26 protein-coding genes are annotated in these 26,728 nt (G+C 72.8%); 12 read left to right on the forward strand and 14 right to left on the reverse strand.

Annotated elements, in window-relative coordinates; genetic code table 11:
* Nucleotides 1-52: 52 nt before the first annotated feature.
* Together ACWGO8_RS01525 and ACWGO8_RS01530 are read right to left on the reverse strand one after the other, a co-directional pair.
* Nucleotides 53-310 (reverse strand): zf-HC2 domain-containing protein, encoded by a 258-nt coding sequence (locus ACWGO8_RS01525; protein WP_376956705.1) that lies wholly within the window; start codon nucleotides 308-310, stop codon nucleotides 53-55.
* Entirely contained in the window at nucleotides 307-969 is a 663-nt protein-coding gene (locus ACWGO8_RS01530) for a sigma-70 family RNA polymerase sigma factor (protein ID WP_376956703.1), read from the reverse strand. The genes ACWGO8_RS01525 and ACWGO8_RS01530 overlap by 4 nt, the downstream gene beginning before the upstream one ends.
* 109 nt (nucleotides 970-1,078) lie before the next feature.
* Here ACWGO8_RS01530 and aroA point away from each other — a divergent pair, with 109 nt between their 5' ends.
* The 3 genes from aroA to bcp all read left to right on the forward strand — a co-directional run bounded on the left by aroA (nucleotide 1,079) and on the right by bcp (nucleotide 4,033).
* Entirely contained in the window at nucleotides 1,079-2,449 is a 1,371-nt protein-coding gene (gene aroA / locus ACWGO8_RS01535) for a 3-phosphoshikimate 1-carboxyvinyltransferase (RefSeq protein ID WP_452041392.1), read from the forward strand.
* Nucleotides 2,446-3,483, forward strand: coding sequence for a ribosome small subunit-dependent GTPase A (gene rsgA, locus ACWGO8_RS01540; RefSeq protein WP_452041393.1), 1,038 nt, complete (start codon nucleotides 2,446-2,448; stop codon nucleotides 3,481-3,483). The genes aroA and rsgA overlap by 4 nt, the downstream gene beginning before the upstream one ends.
* 79 nt (nucleotides 3,484-3,562) lie before the next feature.
* The gene (bcp, locus tag ACWGO8_RS01545) at nucleotides 3,563-4,033 is read left to right on the forward strand and encodes a thioredoxin-dependent thiol peroxidase (RefSeq protein ID WP_452041394.1); all 471 of its coding nucleotides are present in this window, start codon (nucleotides 3,563-3,565) and stop codon (nucleotides 4,031-4,033) included.
* A gap of 48 nt (nucleotides 4,034-4,081) precedes the next feature.
* On the opposite strand, the gene ACWGO8_RS01550 is transcribed toward bcp, so the two are convergent.
* On the reverse strand, nucleotides 4,082-4,540 hold the full coding sequence (locus ACWGO8_RS01550; protein ID WP_452041395.1) for a hypothetical protein: 459 nt from the start codon (nucleotides 4,538-4,540) through the stop codon (nucleotides 4,082-4,084).
* A 203-nt stretch (nucleotides 4,541-4,743) separates the two neighbouring features.
* Between ACWGO8_RS01550 and ACWGO8_RS01555 the strand changes: the two genes are divergently transcribed.
* On the forward strand, nucleotides 4,744-4,992 hold the full coding sequence (locus ACWGO8_RS01555; protein WP_055859573.1) for a WhiB family transcriptional regulator: 249 nt from the start codon (nucleotides 4,744-4,746) through the stop codon (nucleotides 4,990-4,992).
* Nucleotides 4,993-5,037: 45 nt separating this feature from the next.
* Here ACWGO8_RS01555 and ACWGO8_RS01560 read toward each other — a convergent pair whose 3' ends face one another.
* The 3 genes from ACWGO8_RS01560 to ACWGO8_RS01570 are packed head-to-tail and all read right to left on the reverse strand — an operon-like array spanning nucleotide 5,038 to nucleotide 8,457.
* Nucleotides 5,038-6,531, reverse strand: coding sequence for a sensor histidine kinase (locus ACWGO8_RS01560; protein WP_452041396.1), 1,494 nt, complete (start codon nucleotides 6,529-6,531; stop codon nucleotides 5,038-5,040).
* A gap of 49 nt (nucleotides 6,532-6,580) precedes the next feature.
* Nucleotides 6,581-7,828 carry an AAA family ATPase gene (locus tag ACWGO8_RS01565; protein WP_452041397.1) on the reverse strand — a complete coding sequence of 416 codons (1,248 nt, stop codon included), beginning with the start codon at nucleotides 7,826-7,828 and terminating at the stop codon, nucleotides 6,581-6,583.
* A complete protein-coding gene (locus ACWGO8_RS01570) occupies nucleotides 7,828-8,457 on the reverse strand; it encodes a hypothetical protein (protein WP_452041398.1) in 630 nt (209 codons plus the stop codon). Before ACWGO8_RS01570 ends, ACWGO8_RS01565 begins: the two co-directional genes overlap by 1 nt.
* Before the next feature lie 120 nt (nucleotides 8,458-8,577).
* Between ACWGO8_RS01570 and ACWGO8_RS01575 the strand changes: the two genes are divergently transcribed.
* On the forward strand, nucleotides 8,578-8,871 hold the full coding sequence (locus ACWGO8_RS01575) for a helix-turn-helix domain-containing protein (protein WP_148731936.1): 294 nt from the start codon (nucleotides 8,578-8,580) through the stop codon (nucleotides 8,869-8,871).
* On the opposite strand, the gene ACWGO8_RS01580 is transcribed toward ACWGO8_RS01575, so the two are convergent.
* Nucleotides 8,868-9,473 (reverse strand): hypothetical protein, encoded by a 606-nt coding sequence (locus tag ACWGO8_RS01580; protein ID WP_452041399.1) that lies wholly within the window; start codon nucleotides 9,471-9,473, stop codon nucleotides 8,868-8,870. The genes ACWGO8_RS01575 and ACWGO8_RS01580 overlap by 4 nt on opposite strands.
* Before the next feature lie 176 nt (nucleotides 9,474-9,649).
* Between ACWGO8_RS01580 and ACWGO8_RS01585 the strand changes: the two genes are divergently transcribed.
* Nucleotides 9,650-10,096: an Rv3235 family protein gene (locus ACWGO8_RS01585; protein ID WP_452041400.1), complete on the forward strand. Its 447-nt coding sequence runs from the start codon at nucleotides 9,650-9,652 to the stop codon at nucleotides 10,094-10,096.
* 89 nt (nucleotides 10,097-10,185) lie between these two features.
* Here the strand turns inward: ACWGO8_RS01585 and secA are convergent, their stop codons facing one another.
* The 6 genes from secA to mtrA all read right to left on the reverse strand — a co-directional run bounded on the left by secA (nucleotide 10,186) and on the right by mtrA (nucleotide 18,799).
* Nucleotides 10,186-12,978 carry a preprotein translocase subunit SecA gene (gene secA / locus ACWGO8_RS01590; protein ID WP_452041401.1) on the reverse strand — a complete coding sequence of 931 codons (2,793 nt, stop codon included), beginning with the start codon at nucleotides 12,976-12,978 and terminating at the stop codon, nucleotides 10,186-10,188.
* Between the two features lie 194 nt (nucleotides 12,979-13,172).
* Nucleotides 13,173-13,874 (reverse strand): ribosome hibernation-promoting factor, HPF/YfiA family, encoded by a 702-nt coding sequence (gene hpf / locus ACWGO8_RS01595; RefSeq protein ID WP_376956683.1) that lies wholly within the window; start codon nucleotides 13,872-13,874, stop codon nucleotides 13,173-13,175.
* Nucleotides 13,875-13,897: 23 nt separating this feature from the next.
* A complete protein-coding gene (locus ACWGO8_RS01600) occupies nucleotides 13,898-14,647 on the reverse strand; it encodes a ComF family protein (protein ID WP_452041402.1) in 750 nt (249 codons plus the stop codon).
* A gap of 121 nt (nucleotides 14,648-14,768) precedes the next feature.
* Entirely contained in the window at nucleotides 14,769-16,442 is a 1,674-nt protein-coding gene (locus tag ACWGO8_RS01605; protein ID WP_452041403.1) for a GerMN domain-containing protein, read from the reverse strand.
* The gene (gene mtrB, locus ACWGO8_RS01610; RefSeq protein ID WP_452041404.1) at nucleotides 16,435-18,108 is read right to left on the reverse strand and encodes an MtrAB system histidine kinase MtrB; all 1,674 of its coding nucleotides are present in this window, start codon (nucleotides 18,106-18,108) and stop codon (nucleotides 16,435-16,437) included. Before mtrB ends, ACWGO8_RS01605 begins: the two co-directional genes overlap by 8 nt.
* A gap of 10 nt (nucleotides 18,109-18,118) precedes the next feature.
* Nucleotides 18,119-18,799: an MtrAB system response regulator MtrA gene (gene mtrA, locus ACWGO8_RS01615; protein ID WP_452041405.1), complete on the reverse strand. Its 681-nt coding sequence runs from the start codon at nucleotides 18,797-18,799 to the stop codon at nucleotides 18,119-18,121.
* A gap of 204 nt (nucleotides 18,800-19,003) precedes the next feature.
* Between mtrA and ACWGO8_RS01620 the strand changes: the two genes are divergently transcribed.
* The 6 genes from ACWGO8_RS01620 to ACWGO8_RS01645 all read left to right on the forward strand — a co-directional run bounded on the left by ACWGO8_RS01620 (nucleotide 19,004) and on the right by ACWGO8_RS01645 (nucleotide 25,648).
* Nucleotides 19,004-20,419, forward strand: coding sequence for a hypothetical protein (locus tag ACWGO8_RS01620; protein ID WP_452041406.1), 1,416 nt, complete (start codon nucleotides 19,004-19,006; stop codon nucleotides 20,417-20,419).
* A complete protein-coding gene (locus ACWGO8_RS01625) occupies nucleotides 20,410-21,066 on the forward strand; it encodes a DUF4129 domain-containing protein (RefSeq protein ID WP_452041407.1) in 657 nt (218 codons plus the stop codon). Before ACWGO8_RS01620 ends, ACWGO8_RS01625 begins: the two co-directional genes overlap by 10 nt.
* The gene (locus ACWGO8_RS01630) at nucleotides 21,063-22,355 is read left to right on the forward strand and encodes a DUF4350 domain-containing protein (RefSeq protein WP_452041408.1); all 1,293 of its coding nucleotides are present in this window, start codon (nucleotides 21,063-21,065) and stop codon (nucleotides 22,353-22,355) included. Before ACWGO8_RS01625 ends, ACWGO8_RS01630 begins: the two co-directional genes overlap by 4 nt.
* Entirely contained in the window at nucleotides 22,352-23,326 is a 975-nt protein-coding gene (locus tag ACWGO8_RS01635; protein WP_452041409.1) for an AAA family ATPase, read from the forward strand. The genes ACWGO8_RS01630 and ACWGO8_RS01635 overlap by 4 nt, the downstream gene beginning before the upstream one ends.
* A 1-nt stretch (nucleotide 23,327) precedes the next feature.
* Entirely contained in the window at nucleotides 23,328-24,665 is a 1,338-nt protein-coding gene (locus ACWGO8_RS01640) for a DUF58 domain-containing protein (protein WP_452041410.1), read from the forward strand.
* Nucleotides 24,666-24,865: 200 nt separating this feature from the next.
* Nucleotides 24,866-25,648: an aquaporin gene (locus tag ACWGO8_RS01645; protein WP_452041411.1), complete on the forward strand. Its 783-nt coding sequence runs from the start codon at nucleotides 24,866-24,868 to the stop codon at nucleotides 25,646-25,648.
* A 73-nt stretch (nucleotides 25,649-25,721) separates the two neighbouring features.
* Here the strand turns inward: ACWGO8_RS01645 and ACWGO8_RS01650 are convergent, their stop codons facing one another.
* Nucleotides 25,722-26,717, reverse strand: a complete 996-nt coding sequence (locus ACWGO8_RS01650; protein ID WP_452041412.1) for a stage II sporulation protein M — start codon at nucleotides 26,715-26,717, stop codon at nucleotides 25,722-25,724.
* Nucleotides 26,718-26,728 lie beyond the last annotated feature (11 nt).

Here is a 26,728-nt window from a genome sequence, read left to right on the forward strand (position 1 = left end):
GTCGCGACGACGAGTCGCGCGCGGAAGCCGCGGCCCCGGCGGGGTCAGGCGGTCAGTCGACGAGGACGCCGTGCTCCGACTGGATGTCGCGGATGCGCGCGAGCACCACGGTGCGCAGCTGCTCGGGAGCGCTCTCCTTGCAGGCGCGCTGCACGACCTCGGTGATCGCGATGCCGACGCGGTACTCGCCCCGGCAGTCGGCGCAGTTCTCCATGTGCTCGCGGATGTCCGCGGCGTCCTCACGGCACAGCTCGTGGTGCAGGTACTCCTCGAGCTCGGCCCGAGCCTTCTCACAGCCGCAGTCGGTCATCTCGCGCTCCTGGGCATGCTCTGCCTCCTGGTGGTGGGTTGCGCCGTGGCGCCCGCGAAGCCCTGCTCGCTGGCGTAGTCGGCGAGGGACTCGCGCAGCATCCGCCGGCCACGGTGCAGGCGGCTCATCACGGTCCCGATGGGGGTGTTCATCATGTCGGCGATCTCCTGGTAGGAGAAGCCCTCGACGTCGGCGAAGTACACGGCGAGCCGGAAGTCCTCGGGCAGCGCCTGCAGCGCGTCCTTCACGGCGCTGTCGGGCAGGTGGTCGATCGCCTCGGCCTCGGCCGAGCGGCTCGACCGCGCGGTCGTGGACTCGGCGCCGCCGAGCTGCCAGTCCTCGAGGTCGTCGATCGTGCCCTGGTAGGGCTCGCGCTGCTTCTTGCGGTAGCTGTTGATGAAGGTGTTCGTGAGGATGCGGTACAGCCACGCCTTGAGGTTGGTGCCCTGCTTGAACTGCCCGAACGCGGCGAACGCCTTCACGAACGTCTCCTGCACCAGGTCCTGCGCGTCAGCGGGATTCTTGGTCATGCGGAGGGCCGCGGCGTACAGCTGGTCGAGGAACGGCAGCGCCTGCTCCTCGAAGAGCTCACCGAGGCTGCGCTCCTCGTCAGGGGTTGCCGCGTCGTCCGGCGTGGTCTCGATCTCGTCGCCAGTCATCACCGGCCATACTAGATCGTCTCTCTCGACGACCGCCGGGCGCTCGAGCATCGCCACCGCCACGCGCACCAACTCCTTCTGCTGTCTCGGACGCTACTGTTGATAACCGATGCAGATTTCGAGGTATTCCGCACCCGAGTTCGACCCCTACGGCGACAACCGCCAGCAGGAGCCCGACGCGGGATGGCTCGCGCCGACCGCGACGGCCCAGCTCGAGTCGGTCGTGGCCATCCCGGGCTCGAAGTCGCTCACGAACCGCGAGCTCGTGCTCGCCGCCCTCGCCGACGGCCCGTCCACGCTGCACGCGCCGCTCTGGTCGCGCGACAGCGAGCTCATGGTCGAGGGCCTGCGTGCGCTGGGCACGCGATTCGAGCGGATGCCGGGCACCGGCGGATTCGGCGACGACCTCCGCGTCCTCCCGGCCGACGAGCTCCTCGGCTCCACCACGATCGACTGCGGCCTGGCCGGAACGGTCATGCGCTTCCTCCCGCCGGTCGCGGCGCTCGCGCTCGGCCCCACGACGTTCGACGGCGACGAGGGCGCCCGGCGCCGCCCGATGGGTGGCTCGATCCAGGGCCTGCAGGCGCTCGGCGTCGACCTCGACGACGACGGGCGCGGCGCGCTCCCCTTCACGGTCCACGGCACCGGACGGGTCGAGGGCGGCGAGCTCGCCATCGACGCCTCGGCCTCGAGCCAGTTCGTGTCGGGCCTGCTCCTCTCGGCGGCGCGCTTCGAGCGCGGCCTCGACCTCCGCCACACGGGCGAGCGGCTGCCCAGCATGCCGCACATCGAGATGACCATCGAGACGCTCCGCGCCCGCGGCGTCGAGGTGGCGACTCCCGAGCCGGGTCGTTGGGTCGTCGAGCCCGGTCCCATCGCCGCCGTCGACGTGGCGATCGAGCCCGACCTCTCGAACGCCGCACCCTTCCTCGTGGCCGCGCTCGTCGCGGGCGGCCACGTCACGATCACGGGCTGGCCCGCGCAGACCACGCAGGTCGGGGCGCAGCTGGCCGATCTCCTCCCCCGGTTCGGCGCCCGTGTCTCGCTCGACGACGACCGGCTCACCGTGCACGCGCCCGAGCGGGCCGCCGACGGCGGTCGCGGCATCCGCGCCGTCGACCTCGACCTCTCGGAGGCGGGCGAGCTCGTGCCGAATCTCGTCGCGCTGGCCGCGTTCGCCGACGGCCCCTCGACGTTCACGGGGATCGGCCACATCCGCCACCACGAGACCGACCGGCTCGCCGCCCTCGCGGCCGAGCTCAACGGCCTGGGCGGCCGGGTGACCGAGCTCGACGACGGGCTGCGCATCGAGCCCGTCGGGCTCACGGGCGGGCCGTGGCGCGCCTACGCGGATCACCGGATGGCCACCACCGGCGCGATCATCGGCCTCGCCGTGCCCGGCGTCGTCGTCGATGACATCGGCTCCACGTCGAAGACCCTGCCGCAGTTCACCAAACTCTGGGAGCAGATGCTGGCATGAGCTGGTGGGACGCGGACGACGACGAGGACGAGCCCGAGTACGACGAGTCCGACGTGCGCGTGCGTCCCAACCGCCGCGGCAGCCGGCCGCGCACGAAGGTGCGCCCCGAGCACGCCGACGCCGTGTCGGGAACCGTGCTCGGCGTCGACCGAGGGCGCTACGCCGTGCTCGTCGACGAGGGCGAACCCGACGAACGCGCCATCACCGCCGCCCGGGCGAGCGAGCTGCGCCGCAAGTCGGTGGTCACGGGCGACCACGTCGACCTCGTCGGCGATGCCAGTGGCGAGCCCGGCACGCTCGCCCGAATCGTGCGCGTCGGCGAGCGCTCCACCCTGCTCCGGCGCAGCGCCGACGACACCGACGAGGTCGAGCGCATCATCGTCGCGAACGCCGACCAGATGCTCATCGTCGTCGCCGCGGCGAATCCCGAGCCGCGCATCCGGCTCGTCGACCGCTACCTCGTCGCGGCCTTCGACGCCGGAATCCAGCCGCTCCTCGTCATCACGAAGACCGACCTCGCCGACCCGGCCGAGTTCCTCGAGAACTTCGCGGGCCTCGACCTCCCCGTATTCCGCTCGAGCACCGAGCACATGCCGCTCGACGAGATCACGCGCGCGCTGATCGACCACCGCACGGTGTTCGTCGGGCACTCGGGCGTCGGCAAGTCGACGCTCGTCAACGCGCTCGTCCCCGGCGCCGACCGGGCGATCGGGCGGGTCAACGAGGTGACCGGCCGTGGGCGCCACACGTCCTCGTCGACGGTGTCGCTCCGCATCGAGGGCGACGGCGGCACCGGCTGGGTCGTCGACACCCCCGGCGTCCGCTCGTTCGGCCTCGGGCACGTCGATCCGGCGAACATCCTCGGCGCCTTCACCGACCTGGCACGCATCGCCGAGGACTGCCCGCGGGGCTGCACCCACCTGCCCGACTCCCCCGACTGCGCCATCATCGAGGCGGTCGAGGCCGGGGAGCTCGGCGAGACCGGGCGGGCGCGTCTCGACTCGCTCCAGCGGCTGCTCGCGACGTTCGCCTGACCAGCGGATGCCGCGCGCCCGAGGCGTCCGGGGGCACCCGTCGCACGTCGCACTCAGGCTCGCTGCCTAGCATGGACGGATGACCGAAGCACGTCTCGCCCCCGGCGACCTCGCTCCCGATTTCACGCTCCACGACCAGGACGACAACCCGGTGACCCTCTCCTCGCTGCGCGGCTCGCGCGTGGTGCTGTACTTCTACCCCGAGGCGATGACCCCGGGCTGCACCACCGAGGCGTGCGACTTCCGCGACAACCTCAACTCGTTCGCCTCCGCCGGCGTTCGGGTGCTCGGCGTCTCGAAGGACGACGTCGCCAAGCTCAAGACGTTCGCCGATCGCGACCGCCTGAACTACACGCTGCTCTCCGACCAGGACCTCGCCGTGCAGCAGCGCTACGGCGTCTGGGGCGAGAAGTCGCTCTACGGCAAGATCGTCGTCGGCAGCATCCGCTCGACCTTCGTCGTCGGCGCCGACGGGCGCCTCGAGAAGGCCTGGTACAACGTCAAGGCGACCGGCCACGTGGCGCGCGTGCGCCGCGAGCTCGGGCTGTAGCACCGCACGGCTCGCACTCGTTCCTCCTCGGCGCCCGGTGCCCGACCCTCAGTCGGCGCCGGGCGCCGACTCGTGCTCGGAGCGCGTGTAGGCGAGCCGCACCGGCGTCCAGAGCAGGAGCCCCGCCACGACGACCGCCGGGACGAGCAGCAGCCAGCCGATGTCGGGACGGGCGAACAGCCCCTGGAACGCCCCGACCGCGATCGACACCTGCAGGATCTGCCAGACGATCGCGCCCGCCCGCGTCCACGGCGCACGGCGCAGTGACCCGAGTGCGACCGCCGAGACCCAGACGGCGGCGATCAGCACGAGCACGATGAGCGCGATGGCCGTGGCGTACGACGACGGCTGCAGCGCGAGCAGGTCGACGACGAGCCAGATCACCACGGCGATGAGCGCCAGCGCCTCCAGCACGAGGATCGCCGAGACGACCACGAGTGCCGCCTTCACCCCGGTCGAAGCGGATGCCGCGGGCGGCATGTCTCCCTCAGGACGGTCCTCATTCACAGCGTTATCCCAAGCACGACTATTGATTCGATCTCTCCGCTATGCGACCATTTATGAGGCCGAGTTGATGCTCACAGGGACGTGAGCCGATCAGTCATGATCCTACTTCCCGAGATTCGGCCTTTCCCCCTGCAGCACAGCCCGACCCGGGCTTCGCGCAATCGTGCGCGTCTGCGAACGAAGTACACACAAGGAGCATCTCCATGGATTGGCGCGACAAAGCCGCCTGCCTCACCGCTGACCCGGAACTCTTCTTCCCGGTCGGCAACACTGGTCCCGCCGTCGACCAGATCGAGAAGGCGAAGGCTGTCTGCGCCCGGTGCACCGTCACCGAGATCTGCCTCCAGTACGCCCTCGAGACCGGTCAGGACTCGGGCGTGTGGGGCGGCCTCAGCGAGGACGAGCGGCGCGCCCTGAAGCGCCGCGCGGCTCGCGCGCGTCGGGCGGGCTGATCGCCGGCGGGCGTCAACGCCCGCGCGGCATCCGCCGCACCAGCCCTACTCCGCTGTGATCCACCGCAGCGGCACCTCGATCGTCACCTCGGTGCCGCGACCGACGACCGTGTGCCAGTCGATCGTGCCGCCGAGTTCGCCCTGGATCAGGGTGCGCACGATCTGGGTGCCGAGGCCCTCGCCGACCTTGCCCTCGGGCAGGCCCGAGCCGGTGTCGCGGACCTGGACGGTGAGCATGGTCGGCGAGCGGTCCGCGGTGATCTCGACGTCACCCTCCTGACCGGCGAGGCCGTGCTCGACCGCGTTCGTCACGAGCTCGGTGAGCGCGAGGGCGAGCGGCGTCGCGTACTCGCTCGGCAGCACGCCGAATGAGCCCGAGCGCTTCGGGTGCGCCGTCGTGTTGTGCGCCGAGGCGACCTCGGCGACGAGGAGCAGCGCCCGGTCGAACACCTGGTCGAAGTCGACGTTCTGCGTGAGGCCCTCGGAGAGGGTGTCGTGCACGACCGCGATTGCGCCGACACGACGCATCGCCTGCGTGAGTGCGTCGCGCGCCTCGTCGGAGTGGGTGCGACGCGCCTGGATGCGCAGGAGCGACGCGACCGTCTGGAGGTTGTTCTTGACGCGGTGGTGGATCTCGCGGATCGTCGCGTCCTTCGTGATGAGCTCCTGCTCCTGGTGGCGGAGCTCGGTGACGTCGCGGCTGAGGACGATGGCGCCGATCCGCTCGCCGCGGCGCCGGATCGGGATCGCCCGGAGCGACACGGTGACCCCGCGCGACTCGACGTCGGTGCGCCATGGGGCCCGTCCGGTCACGACGAGCGGCAGCGACTCGTCGACCACGAGCTTGCCGCTGAGCAGCCGCGTGGTGACCTCGGCGAGCGACTCGCCCTCGAGCTCGTCGTCGAAGCCCATGCGGTTGAACGCCGAGAGGGCGTTCGGGCTGGCGAAGGTGGTGGTGCCGTCGACGTCGAGGCGGATGAGGCCGTCGGACGCGCGCGGCGCGCCGCGACGGGGTCCGGTGGGCGCGCCGAGGTCGGGGAAGTCCCCCGACGCGATCATCTGGAAGAGCTCCTCGGCGCACTCGTTGAACGTCAGCTCCTGCCGGCTCGGCGTGCGGGTCGCGCCGAGGTTGGTGTGCCGGGTGATGACGGCGACGGGCTCGGGGGCGAGCTCGGTGCCCGTCGCCGAGAGGCGGCGCATCACGGGCACGGCGCGGACGCGCGTCGGCATCTCCTCGTACCAGTCGGGCGCGGAGGAGTCGACGATGGCCGCCGTCTCGAACGCCTGCGTGACGAGGTCGCGCCACTGCGACTTGATCGGCTGGCCCACGAAGTCCCGATAGAAGAGCGTCGCCGCGCTCGACGGCCGCGCGTGCGCGACCGCCACGAAGTCGTCGTCGCCCGACGGCACCCACAGCACGATGTCGGCGAAGGCGAGGTCGGCGAGCAGCTGCAGGTCGCCGACGAGCATGTGCAGCCAGTCGACGTCTGCCTGACTGCTGCGGCCCTGGGCGAGGACGAGTTCACTGAGGGTCGACACAGACCCAGCGTAGTGCGTGGCCCCCGTGCGTCCTGCCGGGTGACGGCGCTCAGCCGGCGACGGCGCGACGGGCCGGAGCGAACCCGAATCCGCGCCGCTTCACGGGTTCGGGGACGGGCACGATGCGGTCCAGCGCGTACTCGCGCAGCGCGGTGCGCAGCGGACTGCGGGGCGCCGAGTCGCGCAGGGTGCGCGCGGTGAGGATCGCGGCATCCGTCGCCCGGCCGTCGTGCGGCAGCAGTGTGGCGTCGGCGATGCCCGCGAACCGGCGCAGCGTCTGGCGCACCTGCGCGTGCGCATCGATGCCGAGGGCGGCCGAGCGCACGCGGTTGACGATCACGTCGATGCGGTCGGGCTCGACGACCTCGACGAGGTCGCCGTGGCCGCGCAAGAGGCGGGACAGGCCGACCGGGTCGGCGAGTCCGACCGCGGCGACCCGGTCGGCGGCGCCGAGCGCGGCGAACGTGGCCGCATTGCGCCGTGGCGCGAACTGGTCGCTCGTGAGCTCCTCGTCTCGCTCGAGGCTGAACCCCGTGTCGACGACGACGAACTCGGATCGGGCGGCGATGGCCTGCAGCGCGGCGGTCACGCGGTCGTGCGCCAGCTCGGGCCAGCGGCTCGGACCGACGAGCCCGGTGAACACGTCGAACGAGCCGCGCGGCGCGGAGTGGCGTTGGGCGATGCGCTCGAGCTCCGTGCGGTCGAGCGCGTCGCCGCTCGCGAGCCGGCAGGCGGAGGCGAACCCGGGCGCCTCGTCGAGCAGGCCGAGCGACGGCGCCACGGTGCCCCCGTAGGGATCGGCGTCGACGAGCGCGACCGAGTGACCGGCTGCGGCGATCTCGGCGGCGAGGTTGACGGCGATCGTGGTGCGGCCGGGTGCACCAGCCGGGCCCCACACGGCGACCACCTCTCCGGTGCGACGCGGGGCGCGGCGTGCGTCGCCGAGCCGCGAGGGCACGGGCACGCCGCCGCTCACGAGCTCCTCGATCTCGCGCCAGTCGGCGGAGCGGTCGAGGACCTCGTGCAGCCCCAGCTGGGCGGCGTGGGCGCGTTCCCCGTCGGTCGCGGCCAGGGCGACGATGCGGATGCCGCGTTCGTCGCACGCGGCCAGCAGGTCGGCGCTCAGGCTCACGCGCGCGGCCCCCACCAGCACGACCTCGGGGGCGAGCACGTCGAGGCTCTCGACGAGGTCGCGCCAGCCCACGAGTCGGGCGACGACGGTGTGGCCGTGCTCGACGACGTCGGCGAGCAGGCGATCCTCGGTCGCCGGGTCGAGGGCCAGCGCGAGCCGTGCCATCAGCGGCCGCTCGGCCGGGCGGGCACGAGGTCGATGGCGTCGCCCGCGGCGAGCGCCTCGAGCAGGGCGGCGACCTTCTCGCGCGGCACGAGGAGCTCCACGGCCGGACCGCCCGTCTCGACCATGCCCTCGGGCTCCTGGATCGCCGCGATCTCGGCCGCCGCGACGAGCACGGCGGGTGGCTCGTACTCGCCGCGCTCGACGAGCCGTGCCGACCAGACGTCGACCGTGGAGCCGGCGCCGAGCCCGCCCGGGAGCGAGCTGCGGCTCGGCACGACCACGGTGGCGAGCCCCGTGCGGTCGGCGTCGTCGACCGCGGTCGTGGGCACCAGCTCCCCCGACTCGATCGTCCTGACCACGACGAGGCCGTCGTCGGGCACGTCGCCCGGCACGAGGTACGCCTCGGCGAGGTGCCCGAGCCGGACGGACTCGACCGCGAGGTCGTCGACCGTGATGCGCGTGCCTGGCATGGTGGTGTCGCGCACCGCGTACACGTCGATCGAGTCGTCGAGCCCGTTCACGAGCGCCCACACGCCCGTGGTCGACGCGGCGACGAGCACCACGCCGATGACGAGGCGCGGGTCGAGCCGGAGCGCGCCGCGCTCCGAGCGTTCCGGTCGACGGGGCATCGTGATCCTTCCGGTCGGGGCGCTCTCGCGCCGGAATTCATGGTGGCGTGAATCCGAGAGGACGCCGCGAAGTTATCCACACCGGCATCCGCCCGAGGGCGTCGGGTCGATACTGGATGCATGACCGCTCCAGGTTCGGGCGACCAGATCGGCCGGTTCCTCACCGTCGCCGACGCGGCGGAGATCCTCGCCGTCGACGTCGCGGCCGTCGACGAGCTGATCCGCTCCGGCGAGCTTCCGGCCATCCGCGTGGGCAGTTCGGGTCCGTGGCGCATCGAGCGCACGCAGCTCGAGGTGTGGATCGAGGAGCAGTACGAGCTCACGCGCCGGCACTCCGCCTGGCAGCAGGGCGAGTTCGCGAACATCGTCGAGCTCTCGGGTGCGCGCACCGCGCGCCTCCGCCCGGTCGACTAGGACGCCGAGTCGAACGCGACGAGCACGATCCGCGCGATCGGCACGATGCGGATGCCGCGGATGTCGCGGTCCCGTCGTGCGGTCCCCGGTTCGTGCACCGCGAGGTCGAGGTGATCGCGCGCGACGCGATCGATCGTCCCGTGCACGCGACCGTCGTGCGTCGTGACGTGCACGGGCGTGCGGCGCCGACACAGGTCGCGCAGCACGAACGGCAGTCCGATGCGCTCGGACGGGCGACCCGACCCCTCGGCGCCGGCCTCGAGGCTCGCGAGGACCTGCGCACGCGTCGGGAGCACGGCGGCGATCGCGCCCAGCGGGATCAGGCACTGGCCGGGCCCGCGACCGGCCTCCACGACCGTCGCGCTCATCCAGTCGCGCCCGAACGCGAGCGGCCGGAGCTCGAGCTCCGCGCCGCCGTGCAGCTCGACGCGGATCGCGATCGGACCGCCGTCGTCGCCGCGCGCCAGTGCCGTCAGGCGATCGCGGAGCGTCAGCCGCGCGAGCCGCAGGCGCTCCTCCTCGAGCGCCAGCGCCCGCTCCTCGTCGCGCTGCTCCTGGTCGAGCTGGGACTCGAGGTCGTCGAACAGCAGGTCCCAGCGCATGCACGAACGTTACCCCCGGCGACCGAACCGGCCCTCGGTTGTCCACAGTCGGGGAATTTCCTTGACACGCCTCGGGGCCGATCAATACGGTTCAGTCAGGATCCCTCGAACACCCCCGATCGGGGGTGATCCTGTCGTCGGCCGCGAGGCCGTGGCCACCCCCTCATGGAGCCGAGATGACCGCACGCCCTGCCGCCGGCCACGCCCCGGCGCGAGGTTCTGCCCGCCAGTTCCTCGACGATGACGACGAGTACTTCGGACGTCAGCCCGCTCGCCGTACCGACCTCCCCGATCCCGAGCAGCTGCTTCGCAGCCTCACGCACTGCGTCATCGAGGCGCTCGCCGGTGCGCGCGACCTCGAGCAGCTCGCGCGCTGGGTCAACGACGACGTCTACCGCAACCTGTCGAAGCGCGTCGTGCTCGCCGCCCGCGCCCGCCGCGTGAAGGGGCAGGCGCCGCAGCGTCCGGCGTTCACCGTCGGGCGGGTGCGCACCTGCGAACCCGCCGACGGCGTGGTCGAGGCCGTGGTGATGGTGCACCAGCGAGCGCGGTCGCGCGCGGTCGCCATCCGACTCGAGGGCCTCGACCAGCGCTGGCGCGCCAGCGCCATCAGCGTCCTCTAGCGGGTCTTCGCCGTGCGCCGATCCCGCCCGGCGCACGAACGACGGGATGCGCCGGGCCCCAACACGGGGCGCGGCGCATCCGTTCGAGCTCAGTGGCCCTTGCGGTCCTGGGCGCGACGCTCGGCGCGGTTCTGCGGCTGGAGCTCCCCGCCACCGGCGTCGGTGCGCTGGCCGAAGGCCCCGCGCGACGGCTCGGCCTGGGGCGCCTGCGCCTGCGCGACCGCGCGACGGGCGCGCTGCGTCGCCGCCTGCTGCACCTGGCCGCGCTGGTTGCGCACCTCGACGCCGCCCGAGTCGCTCGGCGCGGAGTAGCTCAGCTTGTCGTCCGAGGCGCCCTGGCGGCCGAGGCCCTTCGCCTCGATCGTCGCGCCGGTCGCGCCCTGGGCTGCGACCTCGACCTCGAGGTTGAACAGGAAGCCGACGGTCTCCTCGCGGATCGAGCCCATCATCTGCTGGAACATCGCGTAGCCCTCGCGCTGGTACTCCACGAGCGGGTCGCGCTGGGCCATGGCCCGCAGTCCGATGCCGTCCTTCAGGTAGTCCATCTCGTAGAGGTGGTCGCGCCAGCGGCGGTCGATCACCGAGAGCACCACGCGGCGCTCGAGCTCGCGCATCGCGGGGCTGCCGAGCTGCTCCTCACGGCGCCGGTAGGCGAGCTTCGCGTCGGAGAGGATCTCGCGGCGGATGAACTCCCGGTTGAGCCGGCCCTTCTCCCCCGCCTCGGCGACGACCTCGTCGATCGTGATGCCGATCGGGTAGAGCGTCTTCAGCTCGGTCCAGAGCGCGTCGAAGTCCCACTCGTCGGGGTTGCCGTCGGCGGTGTGCTGGTCGAGCACCTCGTCGATGACGTTCTCGAGGAAGTTCTGCGTGCGCTCGTGCAGGTCGTCGCCCTCGAGGATGTGCCGGCGGTCGGAGTAGATCGCCTCGCGCTGGCGGTTGAGGACGTCGTCGTACTTCAGCACGTTCTTGCGGATCTCGGCGTTGCGCGCCTCGACCTGCGACTGGGCCGAGCGGATGGCGCGGGTGACCACCTTCGACTCGATCGCCACGTCGTCGGGCACGCCGCGCGACATCAGGCTCTCGGCGGCGCCGGCGTTGAACAGGCGCATGAGGTCGTCGGTCAGCGACAGGTAGAACCGGCTCTCGCCCGGGTCGCCCTGGCGGCCGGAGCGACCACGGAGCTGGTTGTCGATGCGGCGCGACTCGTGGCGCTCGGTGCCGAGCACGTAGAGCCCGCCCGCGCCGATGACCTTGTCGGCCTCGGTCGCGACCTCGGCCTTGACGCCGTCGAAGACGCCGTCCCAGGCCGCCTCGTACTCGTCGGGGGTGTCGACCGGGCTGAGGCCGCGCTCGTGCATCTGCTGCACGGCCATGAACTCGGCGTTGCCGCCGAGCATGATGTCGGTGCCGCGGCCGGCCATGTTGGTGGCAACGGTGACCGCGCCCAGGCGTCCGGCCTGCGCCACGATCGCGGCCTCGCGCGCGTGGTTCTTGGCGTTCAGCACCTCGTGGCGCACGCCCTTCTTCGCGAGGAGCCGCGAGAGGTACTCGCTCTTCTCGACGCTCGTCGTGCCGACGAGCACGGGCTGGCCCTTCTGGTGCCGGCCGACGATGTCCTCGACGACCTGCGCGAACTTGGCCTCCTCGTTCTTGTAGACGAGGTCGGGCTGGTCCATGCGAACCATCGGCTTGTTGGTGGGGATCGGCACCACGCCGAGCTTGTAGGTCGACATGAACTCGGCGGCCTCGGTCTCGGCGGTACCGGTCATGCCCGAGAGCTTCTCGTAGAGGCGGAAGTAGTTCTGCAGCGTCACGGTGGCGAGGGTCTGGTTCTCGGCCTTGACCTGCACGCCCTCCTTCGCCTCGATCGCCTGGTGGATGCCCTCGTTGTAGCGGCGACCGACGAGGATGCGGCCCGTGTGCTCGTCGACGATGAGCACCTCGCCGTTCATCACGACGTAGTCCTTGTCGCGCTTGAAGAGCGCCTTTGCCTTGATCGAATTGTTGAGGAACGAGATGAGCGGGGTGTTCGCCGACTCGTAGAGGTTCTCGATGCCGAGGTAGTCCTCGACCTTCTCGATGCCGGGCTCGAGCACGCCGACGGTGCGCTTCTTCTCGTCGACCTCGTAGTCGTCGCCGGGCACGAGGCGCTGCGCGAGGCGCGCGAACTCGGTGAACCAGCGGTTCGCCTCGCCGGAGGCGGGGCCCGAGATGATGAGCGGCGTGCGGGCCTCGTCGATGAGGATCGAGTCGACCTCGTCGACGATGGCGAAGTGGTGGCCGCGCTGCACCATGTCGGCCGCCTGCCACGCCATGTTGTCGCGCAGGTAGTCGAAGCCGAACTCGTTGTTCGTGCCGTAGGTGATGTCGGCCGCGTACTGCTCGCGGCGCACGGCCGGCGTCTGGCCGGCCACGATGCATCCGGTGGTCATGCCGAGCGCGCGGAACACGCGGCCCATGAGCTCGGACTGGTAGCTCGCGAGGAAGTCGTTGACCGTGACGACGTGGACGCCGCGGCTGGTCAGCGCGTTGAGGTAGGCCGCCGTCGTGGCGACCAGGGTCTTGCCCTCACCGGTCTTCATCTCCGCGATGTTGCCGAGGTGCAGCGCCGCCCCGCCCATGAGCTGGACGTCGAAGTGGCGCAGGCCGAGCGTGCGACGGCTCGCCTCGCGGACGGCCGCGAACGCCTCGGGCAGCAGGTCGTCGAGGGACTCGCCGTTGCCGTATCGTTCGCGGAGCTCGACCGTCTCGTGCTTCAGCTCCTCGTCGCTGAGGGCCTGGAAGTCGTCTTCGAGCGCGTTGATCGCCGCTGCGTAGTTCTCGAGTCGTCGGAGGGTTCGGCCCTCGCCGACGCGCAGGACCTTTTCCAGAATCGAAGCCACGAATTGTCTCCTGTAGTCGTCGGGCGCCGCGTCCCTCGTTCGGAACGGCAGGGCGCGCCCGTCACCGCCGTGCAGACGGTCATCATAGCCATGCTAGCGGGCCGCAGGCTGGGTGCCGACGGGGAGCCGGCTGCACATGGAGCGGGCCGGAGGCGAGCCCTCGGCTCGCGTCCGGCCCGCGACGGCGCCCGGTGTCAGGCCGTGGCGCGCTCGTACTCGTCGACGGATGCGTCGGACGGGACGTCCGCGCGGTCGTCGATGCCGATCAGGCCGTAGTCCCAGCCCTTGCGGCGGTAGACGACGCTGGGCCGGCCCGTCTCGGAGTCGACGAAGAGGTAGAAGTCGTGGCCGACGAGCTCCATGAAGTAGAGCGCGTCGTCGACGGTCATGGGGGTGGACGCGAAGACCTTGCGGCGGATGACCACCGGGCAGTAGACGTCGTCCTCCTCGGTCGCCTGAGGCTGTTCCTCGACGATCGGAATGCTGCCCGTGCGCACCTGTTCGAGCACCTCGGGCGCTGCGGCCTGCACGCCGACCTCGGCGAAGCCGATGTCGGTCGCCTCGCGGAGCGAGGTGGGCCGGCGCTGGCCGCGGTGGACCTTGCGGCGGTCCTTGGCGCGGCGGATGCGCTCGAGCAGTCGGCCGAGGGCGACGTCGAACGCGGCGTACTTGTCGGATCCGTCGGCTTCCGCCCGTACGACGGGCCCCTTGCCGACCAGGGTGAGCTCGACGCGGTCGAGCCCGGTGTTGCCGTTCTTCTCGTTGTGACGACTCAGCTTGACGTCGAGGGAGATCGCCCGTTCGGCGAGATTGGTCACCTTCTCGGCCTTCTCCGCTGCGTAGGCGCGGAATCGATCGGTGATTCCCAGGTTTCGTCCAACGATGTTCAGTTCCATGACGACCTCCATCCACCGGCGTGTCACCCGGATCTGAAGGGTGGATCGACCACGCCTGTCCTGCCACCGTAGCCGGACTCGCTCGCGATGTCACGGAGTGCGTCGCGAGAAGCGACCAAGCGTCCCGGATGTCGCAGCGGGGTCTGCGCGAGCACCGCTGCGGACGCCACGGATCCGCCCGCGGCCGTCACCGCGCGGGCCGCCTCGGCGAGCGTGGCGCCGGTCGTGAGGATGTCGTCGACGAGGAGGAAGCGCCGCCCGCGGAGGTCCGCGCGGGCGACCAGCGCGCCGTGCGCGTTGAGCCGGCGGGCGTCGGCGCCGAGTCCGGCCTGGTCGTCGCGGGCGCGGGCCGGCCGCAGCACGTGCGACGGTCGGATGCCGCAGCGGACGAGCAGCGCGTCGACGGGCGCGTACCCTCGACGTCGCATCGCGGCACGCGTCGAGGGCACGGTGCACACCTCGACGGAGCCCGACGGCAGCGCGCCGAGCGCGGCGGCGATCGACGCGGCGAGGGCTGCGGCGAGCGGCGCGGCGGCATCCGTCCGGGCGCCGTCCTTGTACGCGCCGATCACCGCCGCCGCCGCGCCGGCGTAGTCGAGGGCAGCCCAGGCGGACACGGCGTCGCGGTGCGCGAGCCGTGGCGCGGGCCGCAAGTCGGCGACGCAGGCGGCGCACACGGAGCGGTCGGGGTCGCCGCATCCGGCGCAGGCGACCGGCACGAGCAGCGCGAGCGCGTCGAGGACGGAGCGGCGGACGGACGCGAGCGCGGACATGCGACCAGCCTCGCGAACGGCGCCGCAGCCCGCGCCCGACGCCGCCTCGCGGCATCCGGCCGACCCACGTCGCAGCGCTGGGGAGGACGAGAGCGGGCCGCCGGCCGCCGACGGCCGCGCGTCAGCCGGGCTGCTGCGACGCGATGAACCGGATGCCGCCCGCGCGCACCTGCCAGCCCACGCCGCTCGCCACGTCGAGGTCGCCCGCCGCCGTGAGCACGCGCAAGTCGTTGTTGCCGCCGTCGATGAGCACGCCGCTCGGGGGGCCGTCGCGGTCGCGGGCGAAGCCGCCGAGCTCCTGCGTGACGATGCGCGTGGCGCCGCCGTCGAGTCCGGTGATCGAGGCGACGCTGCGGGAGTCGAGCCAGGCCACGTCGAGTGGCGTGCCGGCGACGTCGGCGAGCTCGAGCACGGTCGGGCCGAGCCCCACCGGCTTGCCGTCGCGGGCGCGCTCGATCGAGGCGACGACGAAGTGCGTGCGTCCGCCCTCCGAGAGCAGCGCCGCCATGCGCGTCGAGTCGCGCGAGACCTCGATCGCGGTGATCGAGGAGCCCGTCCACGGCGCCGGGACCTGCTCGGAGGTGCCGTCGGGTGCGAACCACACGAGCTGGTCGGGCAGGTTCGCGGGCACGGACCAGACCACGCCCTGCCCGTCGATCGCGGGCGTGACGAGGCCCTCGCGAGGGTCGAGCAGCACGGCCTCCTCGCCGGAGCGCACCACCCAGACACCGTCGGCGTTCCGCACGGCGGCCGCCTCGGCGTCGAGCCCGAGCGATGCGCCGGTCGGGCTCAGCGATGCGACCTGGTCGGAGATGCCCGCGATGGGGTCGACCCCCTCGCCCGAGGTCGCGAGGTACCCGAACGTCTCGCCGTCGTAGACGACGCTCCGCGGGTCGACACGTGGGTTCCGCACGGGCTCGGGCGTGAGCGGCGGGGCGGCCGGATCCACGCCGTTCAGCGTGAGCGCGACCGAGTCGATGTTGCGCACGCCGACGAGGCTGGCGTCGAGCTGCGCCTCCATGCGCTGCACGGTCGACAGGTCCTCGAACGCCGCGCCGACGAGCGAGACGCTCGCGACGCCGCCCGACACCGTCACGGCGGCGGGGTCGAGCTCCACGCCCTCGGGGAAGGCGGAGACGACGCCGGGCGAGAGCCACTCCGCGGGCCCGGCGAGGATCGCCTGCACGATGCTCGTCTGCGCCGACTCGGGCCCCGAGAACCAGCGCACGTCGGGCACGAAGTACGCGAACGTCGGATCCAGGAAGTAGAGCGGGTACTCGCGGAACACCTGCGTGAACCCGATCTGGTCGATGAGGATCCCGGTCGGCGCGCTCGAGATGCGCCACTCGCCGTCGACCTGCTCGAACCGGTAGTCGAGCGGGATGGGCGTGCGCACGTCGGGTTCCTCGTACTGCCCGTTCTCGAGCAGCGCGGCCGCGGGGGTCGCGTCGACGCGCATGGTCGTGTCGTCGACGGTGACGAGCTCCCGGTCGGCGAGGACGTCGATCGTCGCCCCGGCGTCGGCCTGCCACTCGTCGGCGAACTCCGTGGTGAGGAACTCGCGCGCGACCTGGTAGTTGTTGCGCGGGCTCAGCGCCGCGGTGATGAAGCCCTCGAGGATGTCCCGCTGGCTGGCGCCTGCCGCGGGTCCCGGCACCAGGATGTCGACGTCGTTGGCGGCGTCGGCGGGCTGCGGATCACCCGCCTGCACCGGCCCCGAGCTCGGGATCGAGGCGCAGCCCGACAGCAGCAGTGCGATGACGGCCACGGATGCCGCGACGAATGCCCTACGCATCGTGCACCTCCCGCTCGGCGAGCTCGGCCTCGATCGCGCCGGTCGCGCCCGTGGGCGGCGGCCCGGCGGCGGCGGGATCGTCGGGCTCGAGCGGCAGCGGTGACACGACCGTCGCGGCATCCGGCGTGCGCGGCAGCGTGAGGCGGAACACGGTGCCCTGTCCGGGCTTCGACCAGACGTCGAGGCTGCCGCCGTGCGCGACCGCGTCCTCGAGCGAGATCGCGAGTCCGAGGCCGGTGCCCCCGATCGTGCGGGTGCGGCTCGGGTCGGCGCGCCAGAACCGGTCGAAGACCCGCGCCGCCTCCTCCTCGGTCATGCCCATGCCGTAGTCGCGCACCGAGAGCGCGATGGCCGTCTCGTTGCTGTCGACGGCGACGACGATCGGCCGGCCCTCGCCGTGCTCGATGGCGTTGCCGATGAGGTTGCGCACGATCCGCTTGATGCGGCGCGGATCGACGTCGGCATCGAGGTGCCCGCCGGGCGCGATCAGCCGCAGCTCGCTGCCGTGCTCGAACGCGAGCTCGTGCATCGACTCGATCGCGTCGCCCGCGAGGTGCACGAGGTTCGTCGGCTCGGTCGCGAGCGTCACGCTGCCGGCGTCGTAGCGGCTGATCTCGAGCAGGTCGGCGAGGAGACGCTCGAACCGGTCGGTCTGCGTGTGCAGGAGCTCGACCGTGCGGGAGGTCGGCCCGGGGAAGTCCTCGCGCTGCCCGTAGAGCACGTCGCCCGCGAGGCGGATCGTGGTGAGCGGGGTGCGCAGCTCGTGCGACACGTCGGACACGAAGCGCTGCTGCATGACCGAGAGCTCGGCGAGCTCCCGGATGCGCGCCTGCAGGCTGTCGGCCATGCCGTTGAACGAGGCGGCGAGGGTCGCCAGCTCGTCCTCCCCGCGCTCGGGCATGCGCACGCCGAGGTCGCCGGCCGCGAGCCGCCGGCTCGTCGCGGCCGTCTCCCGGATCGGCTCGATGACGCCGCGCACGACGACGAGCGTGATGGCGCTGAGCAGCGCGAGCAGCGCGGCGGCGCCCACGATCCCGGTGACCTGCATGAAGGCGAGCGTCTCCTCGGCCTCGGCCAGGTTGTAGCCGAGGTACAGCTCGTAGCGACCGGCGGCCGGCACGTTGAGCGTGCTGCCGACGACGATGCCGGGGTCGGTGCCGCCGTCGGCGTTCGTGAGCGCGACCGACTGCCAGTACTGCCCGCCGGGATTGTCCTGCACCTGCTGGCGGAGCTCGGGCGTGATGACGCCGCCGAGCCCGCGGCTGAGCTGGTCGGGCGGTGCGTTCGTGTTCACGGCCTGGCCCGGCGCGCGGAAGATGGCGTAGTCCGAGCTCCCCGAGATGCTCGTGATCGTCGAGACCGCGTCCCCCATGAGGGACTGCAGCGACGCCCGGTCCGCGGCAGCCGACGAGTCGAGGATGCTCTGCGCAGCGGCGGTGGCGTTGTTCGAGGCCTCGAGCACGCTCTCGCGCTGCGCCTGGAACAGGTTCGAGGCCACGCTGAACGAGATGTAGAGGCCGATCACGAGGATCGCGAGCCCCGACAGGCCGAGCGTGATGATGACCGTGCGGAACTGCAGCGAGCGCCGCCAGAGTGCGGCGAGGCGACGCGGCACCTCCCGCCACGGGCCCGCGGCGAGGAGTTTGGAGGTGTCGGCCGCAGACATCCCGACCGGCCTACGTCGTCGCGCCGGCCCGGTAGCCGACGCCGCGCACGGTCATGACGATGCGCGGATTGTCGGGGTCGTGCTCGACCTTCGCGCGGAGCCGCTGCACGTGCACGTTCACGAGCCGGGTGTCGGCCTTGTAGTGGTACCCCCAGACCTGCTCGAGGAGCATCTCGCGCGTGAAGACCTGCTGCGGCTTCGACGCGAGGGTGAGGAGGAGGTCGAACTCGAGCGGCGTGAGGTTGATGCGCTCGTCGCCGCGGCGCACCTCGTGCCCGGCCGCGTCGATCGTGAGGTCGCCGACGGCGAGCGTCTCCACGACCGGCTCGGGCGCCGGCCGCAGGCGCGTGCGGATGCGGGCGACGAGCTCCTTCGGGTTGAACGGCTTCACCATGTAGTCGTCGGCGCCGGACTCGAGGCCCTTGACCACGTCGGCCGTGTCGGACTTCGCCGTGAGCATGATGATCGGCGTGCCGGACTCCGAGCGGATGCGACCGCACACCTCGATGCCGTCGATGCCGGGCAGCATGAGGTCGAGCAGCACGAGGTCGGGCTTCGACTCGCGGAACGCCGCGAGCGCACCGGTACCGTCGGCGCAGAACACGGGTTCGAAGCCCTCCGTGCGCAGCACGATGCCGATCATCTCCGCGAGGGCCGTGTCGTCGTCGACGACGAGTACGCGTGGGGTCATCCGTCCGGTCTCCGTCTGGGCCCGCGAGGGCAGGCCGCTGGTGGCTCCACTGTATCCGCTCCAGGCCGTGAGTCGCCCGGAAGCGCGCTGGACGCCGCCTGCGCGCCGAACCCGCCTCGCAGCGGGTCGCGGCGCCGCCCGACGGCCCCCGCCGACGGGAAATATGCGAGCATGGGGACACCCCGCCGGAAGGAGCGCATGCAGGTGTCCGATCACGATTGGCAGGCACCCGGCGCACCGGCGCGGCCCTCGAACGAATCGGATGCCGCTGAGCCCGCGCCCGACGACGCATCCGGGCCGCCCGCGCCTCCGTCCGGCCCTGCCGCGGCACCGCCGCCGCCGCCTGTTCCGCCCGCGTACCCGCCGCCCGTTCCGCCCGCCTACCCGCCGCCCGTTCCGCCCGCATACCCGCCGCCCGCCGGCCAGCCGGCGTACGGACAGCCCGGGTATCCGCCGCCGCCGGCCCCGGCCCAGCCCGCCTACGGCCAGCCCGCCTACGGGCAGCCCGCCTACGCGGAGCCGTCGTATGCCGCACCCGGCACGTACCCTCCCACCGCGCCCGGCGGGTGGACGCCGCCGCCCAAGCCGGGCCTGCTCCCGCTCCGCCCGCTCGGGTTCGGCACGCTGCTTTGGGCGCCGTTCCGCACCCTGCGACGCAACCCGGCCGCCACGTTCGGCAGCGGCCTCGTCGTCCAGCTCGTGTCGGTGGTCGCGACGGCCGCCGTGTTCGTCCCCTTCTTCCTCTACACGTTCTCGCGCGTCGAGGGCGCGACGGCGGACGACCTCGACGCCATCACGTCCGGCACGGTCGGCGCGCTGCTGCTGCTCTTCCTCGTGCCCGTCGGCATCTCGCTCGTCGCGAGCGCCTTCCTCCAGGGCGTCATGGTCGTCGACGTCGCGACCGGCACCGTCGGCGACCGCCTCGGCTTCGCGGCCCTGTGGAAGCGGGCCGCGAAGCGCATCGGCCCCCTCATCGGCTGGACGCTGCTCGTCGGGCTCGCGCTCATCGTCGGCGTCGCGTTCCTGGTGCTCATCGTCGTGCTCGCGGCATCCGTCTCGACGACCGGGCTCGTCGTCGGCATCGTCATCGCGGTGCTGCTCGGCCTCGGCCTCGCCGTGCTGGGTGCGTGGATCGGCGTCAAGCTCTCGCTCGTGCCGAGCGTCATCGTGCTCGAGCAGGCGGGCATCCGCCAGGCCGTGGCACGCTCGTGGCGGCTCACCGACGGGTACTTCTGGCGCACGTTCGGCGTGCTCCTGCTCGTCGGGGCGATCCTCAACTTCGCCGCGCAGGTCGTCGTGCAGCCGGTCTCGATCGTCGGCACCCTGCTCGGGGTCGTGATCGACCCCACCGGGACCGGCGCGTACCTCACCATCACGATCATCACGACGGTGGTCACCACTGTGCTGTCGCTGCTCATCGGCGCCATCACGGCGGTCGTGCAGGCCGCGCTCGTCGCCGTCATCTACATCGACCTCCGCATGCGCAAGGAGGGGCTCGACCTCGAGCTCCAGCGATTCGTCGAGCGTCGCGAGGCCGGACAGCCGAGCGACGACCCGTACCGTGCACCCGCCCCGGCGGCGGCGGCGGCCGGAAGCGAGCAGCCGGCGACGTGGTCCTGATCCCGCATCTCGAGATCCCGCTCGATCCCGACGCGCCCGAGGCGCGACGCTGGGTCGTCGAGGAGCTCTCGAAGCCCGAGTACGCGAGTGCGCAGCCGACGCCGTTCGACCTCGCGATGCAGGCGATCCGCGACTGGATCGCGAGCCTCTTCGAGGGCGCGACGGGCGTCCCCGGCCCGCTGCTCGCCCTGCTCGCCGTGATCGTGGTGGCCGTGCTGCTCGTCGTCGCGCTCCTCGTGTACGGCCTCCCCCGCCTGCGCCGGCGACGGCACGCGGTCGCGCCGCTCTTCGACGACCACGACCTGCGCGACCTCCGCACGCTCCGCCGCGCCGCCGAGGCGGCCGCCGGGTCGGAGGACTGGGCGCTCGCGATCGAGGAGCGCTTCCGGGCGATCGTGCGGGGCGTCGTCGACCGCGACCTCGTGCAGGTGCATCCGGGCACGACGGCGCACGGCTTCGCGGATGCCGCGGGCCGCCCGCTGCCCGCGCACGCCGAGGCCCTGCGGGCGGCCGCCGCCGACTTCGATGCGGTGCGGTACCTGGGTCGTCCGGGTTCGCGCGAGCGCTACGAGGCGATCGTTCGCCTCGACCTCGCCGTGGAGGCGACCGTGCCCGAGCACGCCGAGACGGCGGTGGCGCCGGCATGACCGTGACCGCACCACCCGCGTCCCCAGCGCCCGCATCCGCCGACGGCTCGGCGACCGCCGAGGCCCTCACGCCGACCGTCCGCCAGCAGCTGCGCCGACGGCGCCCGTGGATCGTGATCGGGATCGTGCTCGTCGTGGGCGCCCTCGTCCTCCTCGTGGTGCAGGGCGGCATCCGCGCGCCTGGCCCGCTGCTCGGTCCGGCCAACGCCGCGCCCGCCGGGTCGAAGGCCCTCGTCGAGGTGCTGCGCCGGCAGGGCGTCGAGGTGACCGAGGCCTCCTCGCTCGACGCCGCCGTCGACCTCGCGCGCGGCGGCGCCACGGTGCTCCTCTCCGACGAGCTCGGCATCCTCGACGCCGACGGCCTCGGCGAGCTCGCCGCGGCATCCGACCGGCTCGTCGTCGTCGAGCCCGGGTTCGCGGCCCTGCGCACGCTCGCCCCGGGCGTGCGGCTCGGCGGGGTCGCGAGCGGCCCGCTCGACGACGTGGCCTGCGACGTGCGGCCCGCCCAGCGAGCCGGCGAGCTGTCCGACGGGCAGCGGCTCGTCACCGTCGACGACGAGGCGGCGGCCGAGGGCTGGCAGGGGTGCTTCCGCGACGGCGAGGCGTTCGCCGTGGCCGCCGGACCGGGTCCGTCGGGCGCCGAGGTCACGATCGTCGCCGCGACCACTGTGTTCGAGAACGAGCACGTCGACGAGGCGGGCAACGCCGCGCTCGCGATCGGGCTGCTCGGGGCATCCGAGGAGCTCGCCTGGTACCTCCCCGGCCCGGCCGACGCCGACGCCGGGTCCGCGCCGACGATCGCCGAGCTGACGCCCGGTTGGGTGAGCCCGGTGCTGGTGCTCGCCATCGTCGTGACCGTCGTCGCCGGCATCTGGCGGGGACGACGCTTCGGACCGCTCGTCGTCGAGCGGCTGCCCGTGCAGGTCCCGGCCGGCGAGACGAGCGAGGGACGGGCGCGGCTCTACGCGCGCGGCTCCGCGCGCGGGCACGCGCTCGACCAGCTGCGCATCGGCGCGGTCGGGCGCATCGCGTCGGTCCTGAAGTTGCCGCGATCGGCACCGGCGCACGCCGTCGCGGAGGCCGCTGCGGTCGCGACCGGACGCGACGCGGCATCCGTCGCCCGACTGCTCATCGGCACCGAGCCCGCCGGGGATCGCGAGCTCGTCGACCTCGCGGTGGAGCTCGACCGACTCGAGCACGAGGTCGCGGACTCCGTGCGACCCGCATCAGCCGGCGCGGCCGGCCCCGACTCCGACGACCGACCGCACCCGACAGGAAGGCGACCATGACCGACGCGACCACGACCACCGACCAGGAGCTGCGCGCCGCGCTGAACCGCGTGCGCACCGAGGTCGGCAAGGCCGTCGTGGGCCAGGACGGCGCCGTGACGGGCCTCATCATCGCCCTGCTCACACGCGGCCACGTGCTGCTCGAGGGCGTGCCGGGCGTGGCGAAGACGCTGCTCGTGCGCACGCTCAGCCGCACCCTGCGACTCGACACGCGTCGCCTGCAGTTCACGCCCGACCTGATGCCCGGCGACGTGACCGGCTCGCTCGCCTACGACCCGCGCACGGGCGAGTTCGCGTTCCGCGAGGGGCCGGTGTTCACGAACATCCTGCTCGCCGACGAGATCAACCGCACGCCGCCGAAGACGCAGTCCGCGCTGCTCGAGGCCATGGAGGAGCGCCAGGTCTCGGCCGACGGCGTGACCCGGCCGCTGCCCGACCCGTTCATGGTCGCGGCCACCCAGAACCCCATCGAGTACGAGGGCACGTACGCGTTGCCCGAGGCGCAGCTCGACCGCTTCCTCTTGAAGCTCGTGCTCGACATTCCCGAGCGCGACGCCGAGGTGTCGCTCCTGCGCCGGCACGCCGACGGCTTCGATCCGCACGACCTCGCGGCCGCGGGTGTCACACCCGTGCTCGGCGCCGAGGAGCTCGCCGCGGCGCGTGCCGCCGCGGCATCCGTCCGCGTCTCCGACGACGTGCTCGCGTACGTCGTCGACCTCGCGCGCGCCACGCGCCGGAGCCCGTCGATGCGGCTGGGTGTGAGCCCGCGCGCGACGACGGGCCTCCTCGCGGCCTCGAAGGCGTGGGCGTGGCTCACGGGCTACGACTCGCTGACGCCCGACCACGTGCAGGCGATGCTCCTGCCGGTGTGGCGGCACCGCGTGCAGCTGCGGCCCGAGGCCGAGCTCGAGGGCGTCGCCGTCGACGCCGTGCTCCGCTCGATCGTCCAGCAGGTGCAGGTGCCCCTCTGACATGGCGGTCTCCGGTCGGTTCGCGCTCCTCGTCGCGCTCGGGGTGGTCCCCGTCGTCGCGGCGGGCCTCGGCGACGCCGGCGCGGCGTGGCTCGCGCTGCTCGCGTGGCTCGGGCTCGCGCTCGTCGCGGGCATCGTGGACCTGTCGCTCGCAGCGTCGCCGCGACGCGTGATCCTCGAGCGCGGCCTGCCCGACCGGGTGCGGCTCGGCGAGACCGTGACGGCCGAGCTCGCCCTGCAGCAGACGGGCCCGCGGATGCTGCGGGCCACCGTCCGCGACGGCTGGGAGCCCTCGGCGGGGGTCGCCGGGCCCAACCGCACGCGCCTGCGCATCCCGCCGGGCGAGCGGCGGCGGATGACGCTCCAGCTCACGCCGTGGCGCCGCGGCGACCGTCGGGTCGAGCACGTGACGATCCGCTCGGCCGGGCCACTGGGGCTCTGGTCGCGGCAGGCGACGCTCGCCGCCCCCGGCCGCATCCGCGTCCTGCCGCCGTTCCACTCGCGCGCGCACCTCCCGTCGCGGCTCACGCGGCTGCGCGAGCTCGACGGTCGCACGCCGCTGCTCATCCGCGGCCAGGGCACCGAGTTCGACTCGATCCGCGAGTACGTGCGCGGCGACGACATCCGCTCGATCGACTGGCGTGCGACCGCCCGCCACGCGAACCTCGAGGTGCCCGGCAGCGCACGCCTCATGGTGCGCACGTGGCGTCCCGAGCGCGACCGGCGCATCGTGATCGTCGCCGACACGTCGCGCACCGCCGCGGCCCGCATCGCCGACGAGCCACGGCTCGACACCGCGTGGGAGGCGACGCTGCTGCTCTCGGCGCTCGCCTCGCACGCCGGCGACCGGATCGACTTCCTCGCGTGGGACCGGCGCGTGCGCGGCCGCGTGCACGGTGCGAGCGGCGCCGAGCTCCTCGCCCGGCTCGTCGACACCATGGCCGGCATCGAGGCGGAGCTCATCGAGGCCGACTGGGCGGCGGTGCCGGGACACATCCGACGCACCACGAGCCGACGCGCGCTCGTGGTGCTCCTCACCGCCGCGGACTCCCCCGGCAGCGCGCGGAGCCTGCTCACGGTGCTGCCGCAGCTCACGGCCCGGCACCTCGTCGTCGTGGCGTCGGTCGCCGACCCCGATGTCGTCGCGGCCTCGCGGGAGCGGAGCTCGCTCGACGACGCCTACCGCGCCGCGGCCGCCGAGCGGAGCCTGCTCGACGCCGACCGCGTGGCGGCGGCGATCCGACGCCTCGGCGCGCTGACCGTGTCGGCTCCGCCGCAGGACCTCCCGCCTGCCCTCGCCGACCTCTACCTCGAGCTCAAGGCCGCCGGCCGGCTGTAGCCGTGCGACGCGCACGCGCGCCGACACGTGGCGACGCACGGCGTCGATTCGCGACATCCGCGCGAGCCGCCCCTCGCGCCCCCGACGCCCATCGATATGGTCGCTGTGGGGCGCCGACGGGGGTGTGGGCGCCCCTTCTCCATGCGCGCGTCCGGCGCGCCGATCGACCCCGTCCTGGAAGCCCTACGAAAGGAACCGCCATGTCCGACACGGCACCCGCGACCGCCGCGCCGTCGTTCGCCGAGGAGCTCGCCGCTCCCTCCCTCGTCCAGCGCCTCACCGCCGAGCTCCTCGGCACCTTCATCCTCGTGTTCGGCGTGATCGGCACCGCGATCTTCGCGGCCGGCTTCGCCGCCGGCGAGGGCAACCTCAACGTCGGCTTCCTCGGCGTCGCGATCGCCCTCGGGCTGAGCGTCGTCGTGGCCGCCTACGCGTTCGGCCCCGTCTCGGGCGGGCACTTCAACCCGGCCGTGACGCTCGGGCTCGCGGTGGCCCGCCGGTTCGCGTGGAAGGACGTGCTCGGCTACCTCGCCGCGCAGGTCGTCGGCGGCGTCCTCGCCACCACGCTGCTCCTCGGAGTGCTGTCGACCGGCCCGCTGTTCGACGTCCTCGTCTTCCGCGGGGCGTCGACGGGCTACGACGAGCTGTCGCCCGGCGGCTTCGGCCTCGTCTCGGTGTTCCTCATCGAGACGATCGCGACCGGCGTGTTCCTCTTCGTCATCCTCGGCGTGACCCACGCGCGGGCGACGGCCGGCTTCGCCCCGCTGGCGATCGGCCTCACGCTCACCGTCCTCGCCCTCGTCGCGATCCCCGTGTCGAACGCCTCGTTCAACCCCGCCCGCTCGATCGCGACGGCGATCTACGGCGGCACCGAGGCGCTCGTGCAGCTGTGGGTGTCGATCGCGGCGCCCATCCTCGGCGCGATCATCGCGGGCGCGACCTTCAGGGCCGTCTTCGACCGGCCGGCGAAGCTCACGGCGTAGTCGGCGAGCGCCCACCCGAACAACTCGGCGGCGGATGTCCCCCACGGGGCATCCGCCGTCGTGATCTCTCGGCTCAGCCCGCGACGATGCGGCTCGCGCCCGCGTCGAACTCGACGAGGTCGCCGGTCTCGCCGGCGCGCCACGCCCGGCCGCCGAGTACGAGCATGTACGCGAGGAAGCCGCCGAGGGCGAGCACGCCGATGCCGATCTTCACGGGCCACGGCCACGGCGCCGGCGTCACGAAGCCCTCGATGAGGCCCGAGACGAAGAGGAAGAACACCAGGCCGATCGCCACGGTGAACAGCGACCGCGCATCCTCGGCGAGGGCGACGCCGCGCGTGCGCGGGCCCGGCGCGACCCAGGCCCAGAAGATCCGGAGGCCTGCGGCGGCCGCGACGAACACGCAGGTGAGCTCGAGCAGGCCGTGCGGGGTGATGTAGAGGAAGAAGGTGTCGGCCTCGTCGTAGGCGAACATGATCGCCGCCGTGAGGCCGAGGTTCTGCGCGTTCTGCAGGATGACGTAGGGCACCCACACGCCGAGGATCCCGAACGCGATGCACTGCGCGGCGATCCACGCGTTGTTCGTCCAGACCGAGCCCGCGAACGACGCGGCCGGGTTCTCGGAGTAGTACGCCGCGAAGCCCTCGTCCGCGAGCTGCTGCAGCTCCTCCTCGGTGCCGAGGTTCGCGAGCACGCGCGGGTCGCCCGACACCCACCACGCGTAGAGCGCGGCCACGACGAACGTGACCACCGCGACCGCGAGCGTGATCCAGCGCAGGCGGTAGAGCGCGGCCGGCAGGCTCACGAGGGCGAACCGGGTGAACTGGCGCAGCGGGTTCTCGGGCGTTCCCGTGAACCGCAGCCGCGCCTTCGCGAGGCTCACCGACAACCGGTCGCCGAGCGCCGTCGACCCGGCCGTGGTCTGCACGAGCGAGAGGTCGGATGCCGCATGCTGGTAGCGCTCGATGAGCTCGTCGGCCCCGTGGCCGTCGAGCCCGGCCGACCGCGAGAGCACGTCGAGCCGCTCCCAGTCGTCATGGCGGGCGGAGGCGAGCGCGTCGAGGTCCATCTGCTTGAATA

The organism is Agromyces sp. NPDC055661 (assembly GCF_053618135.1).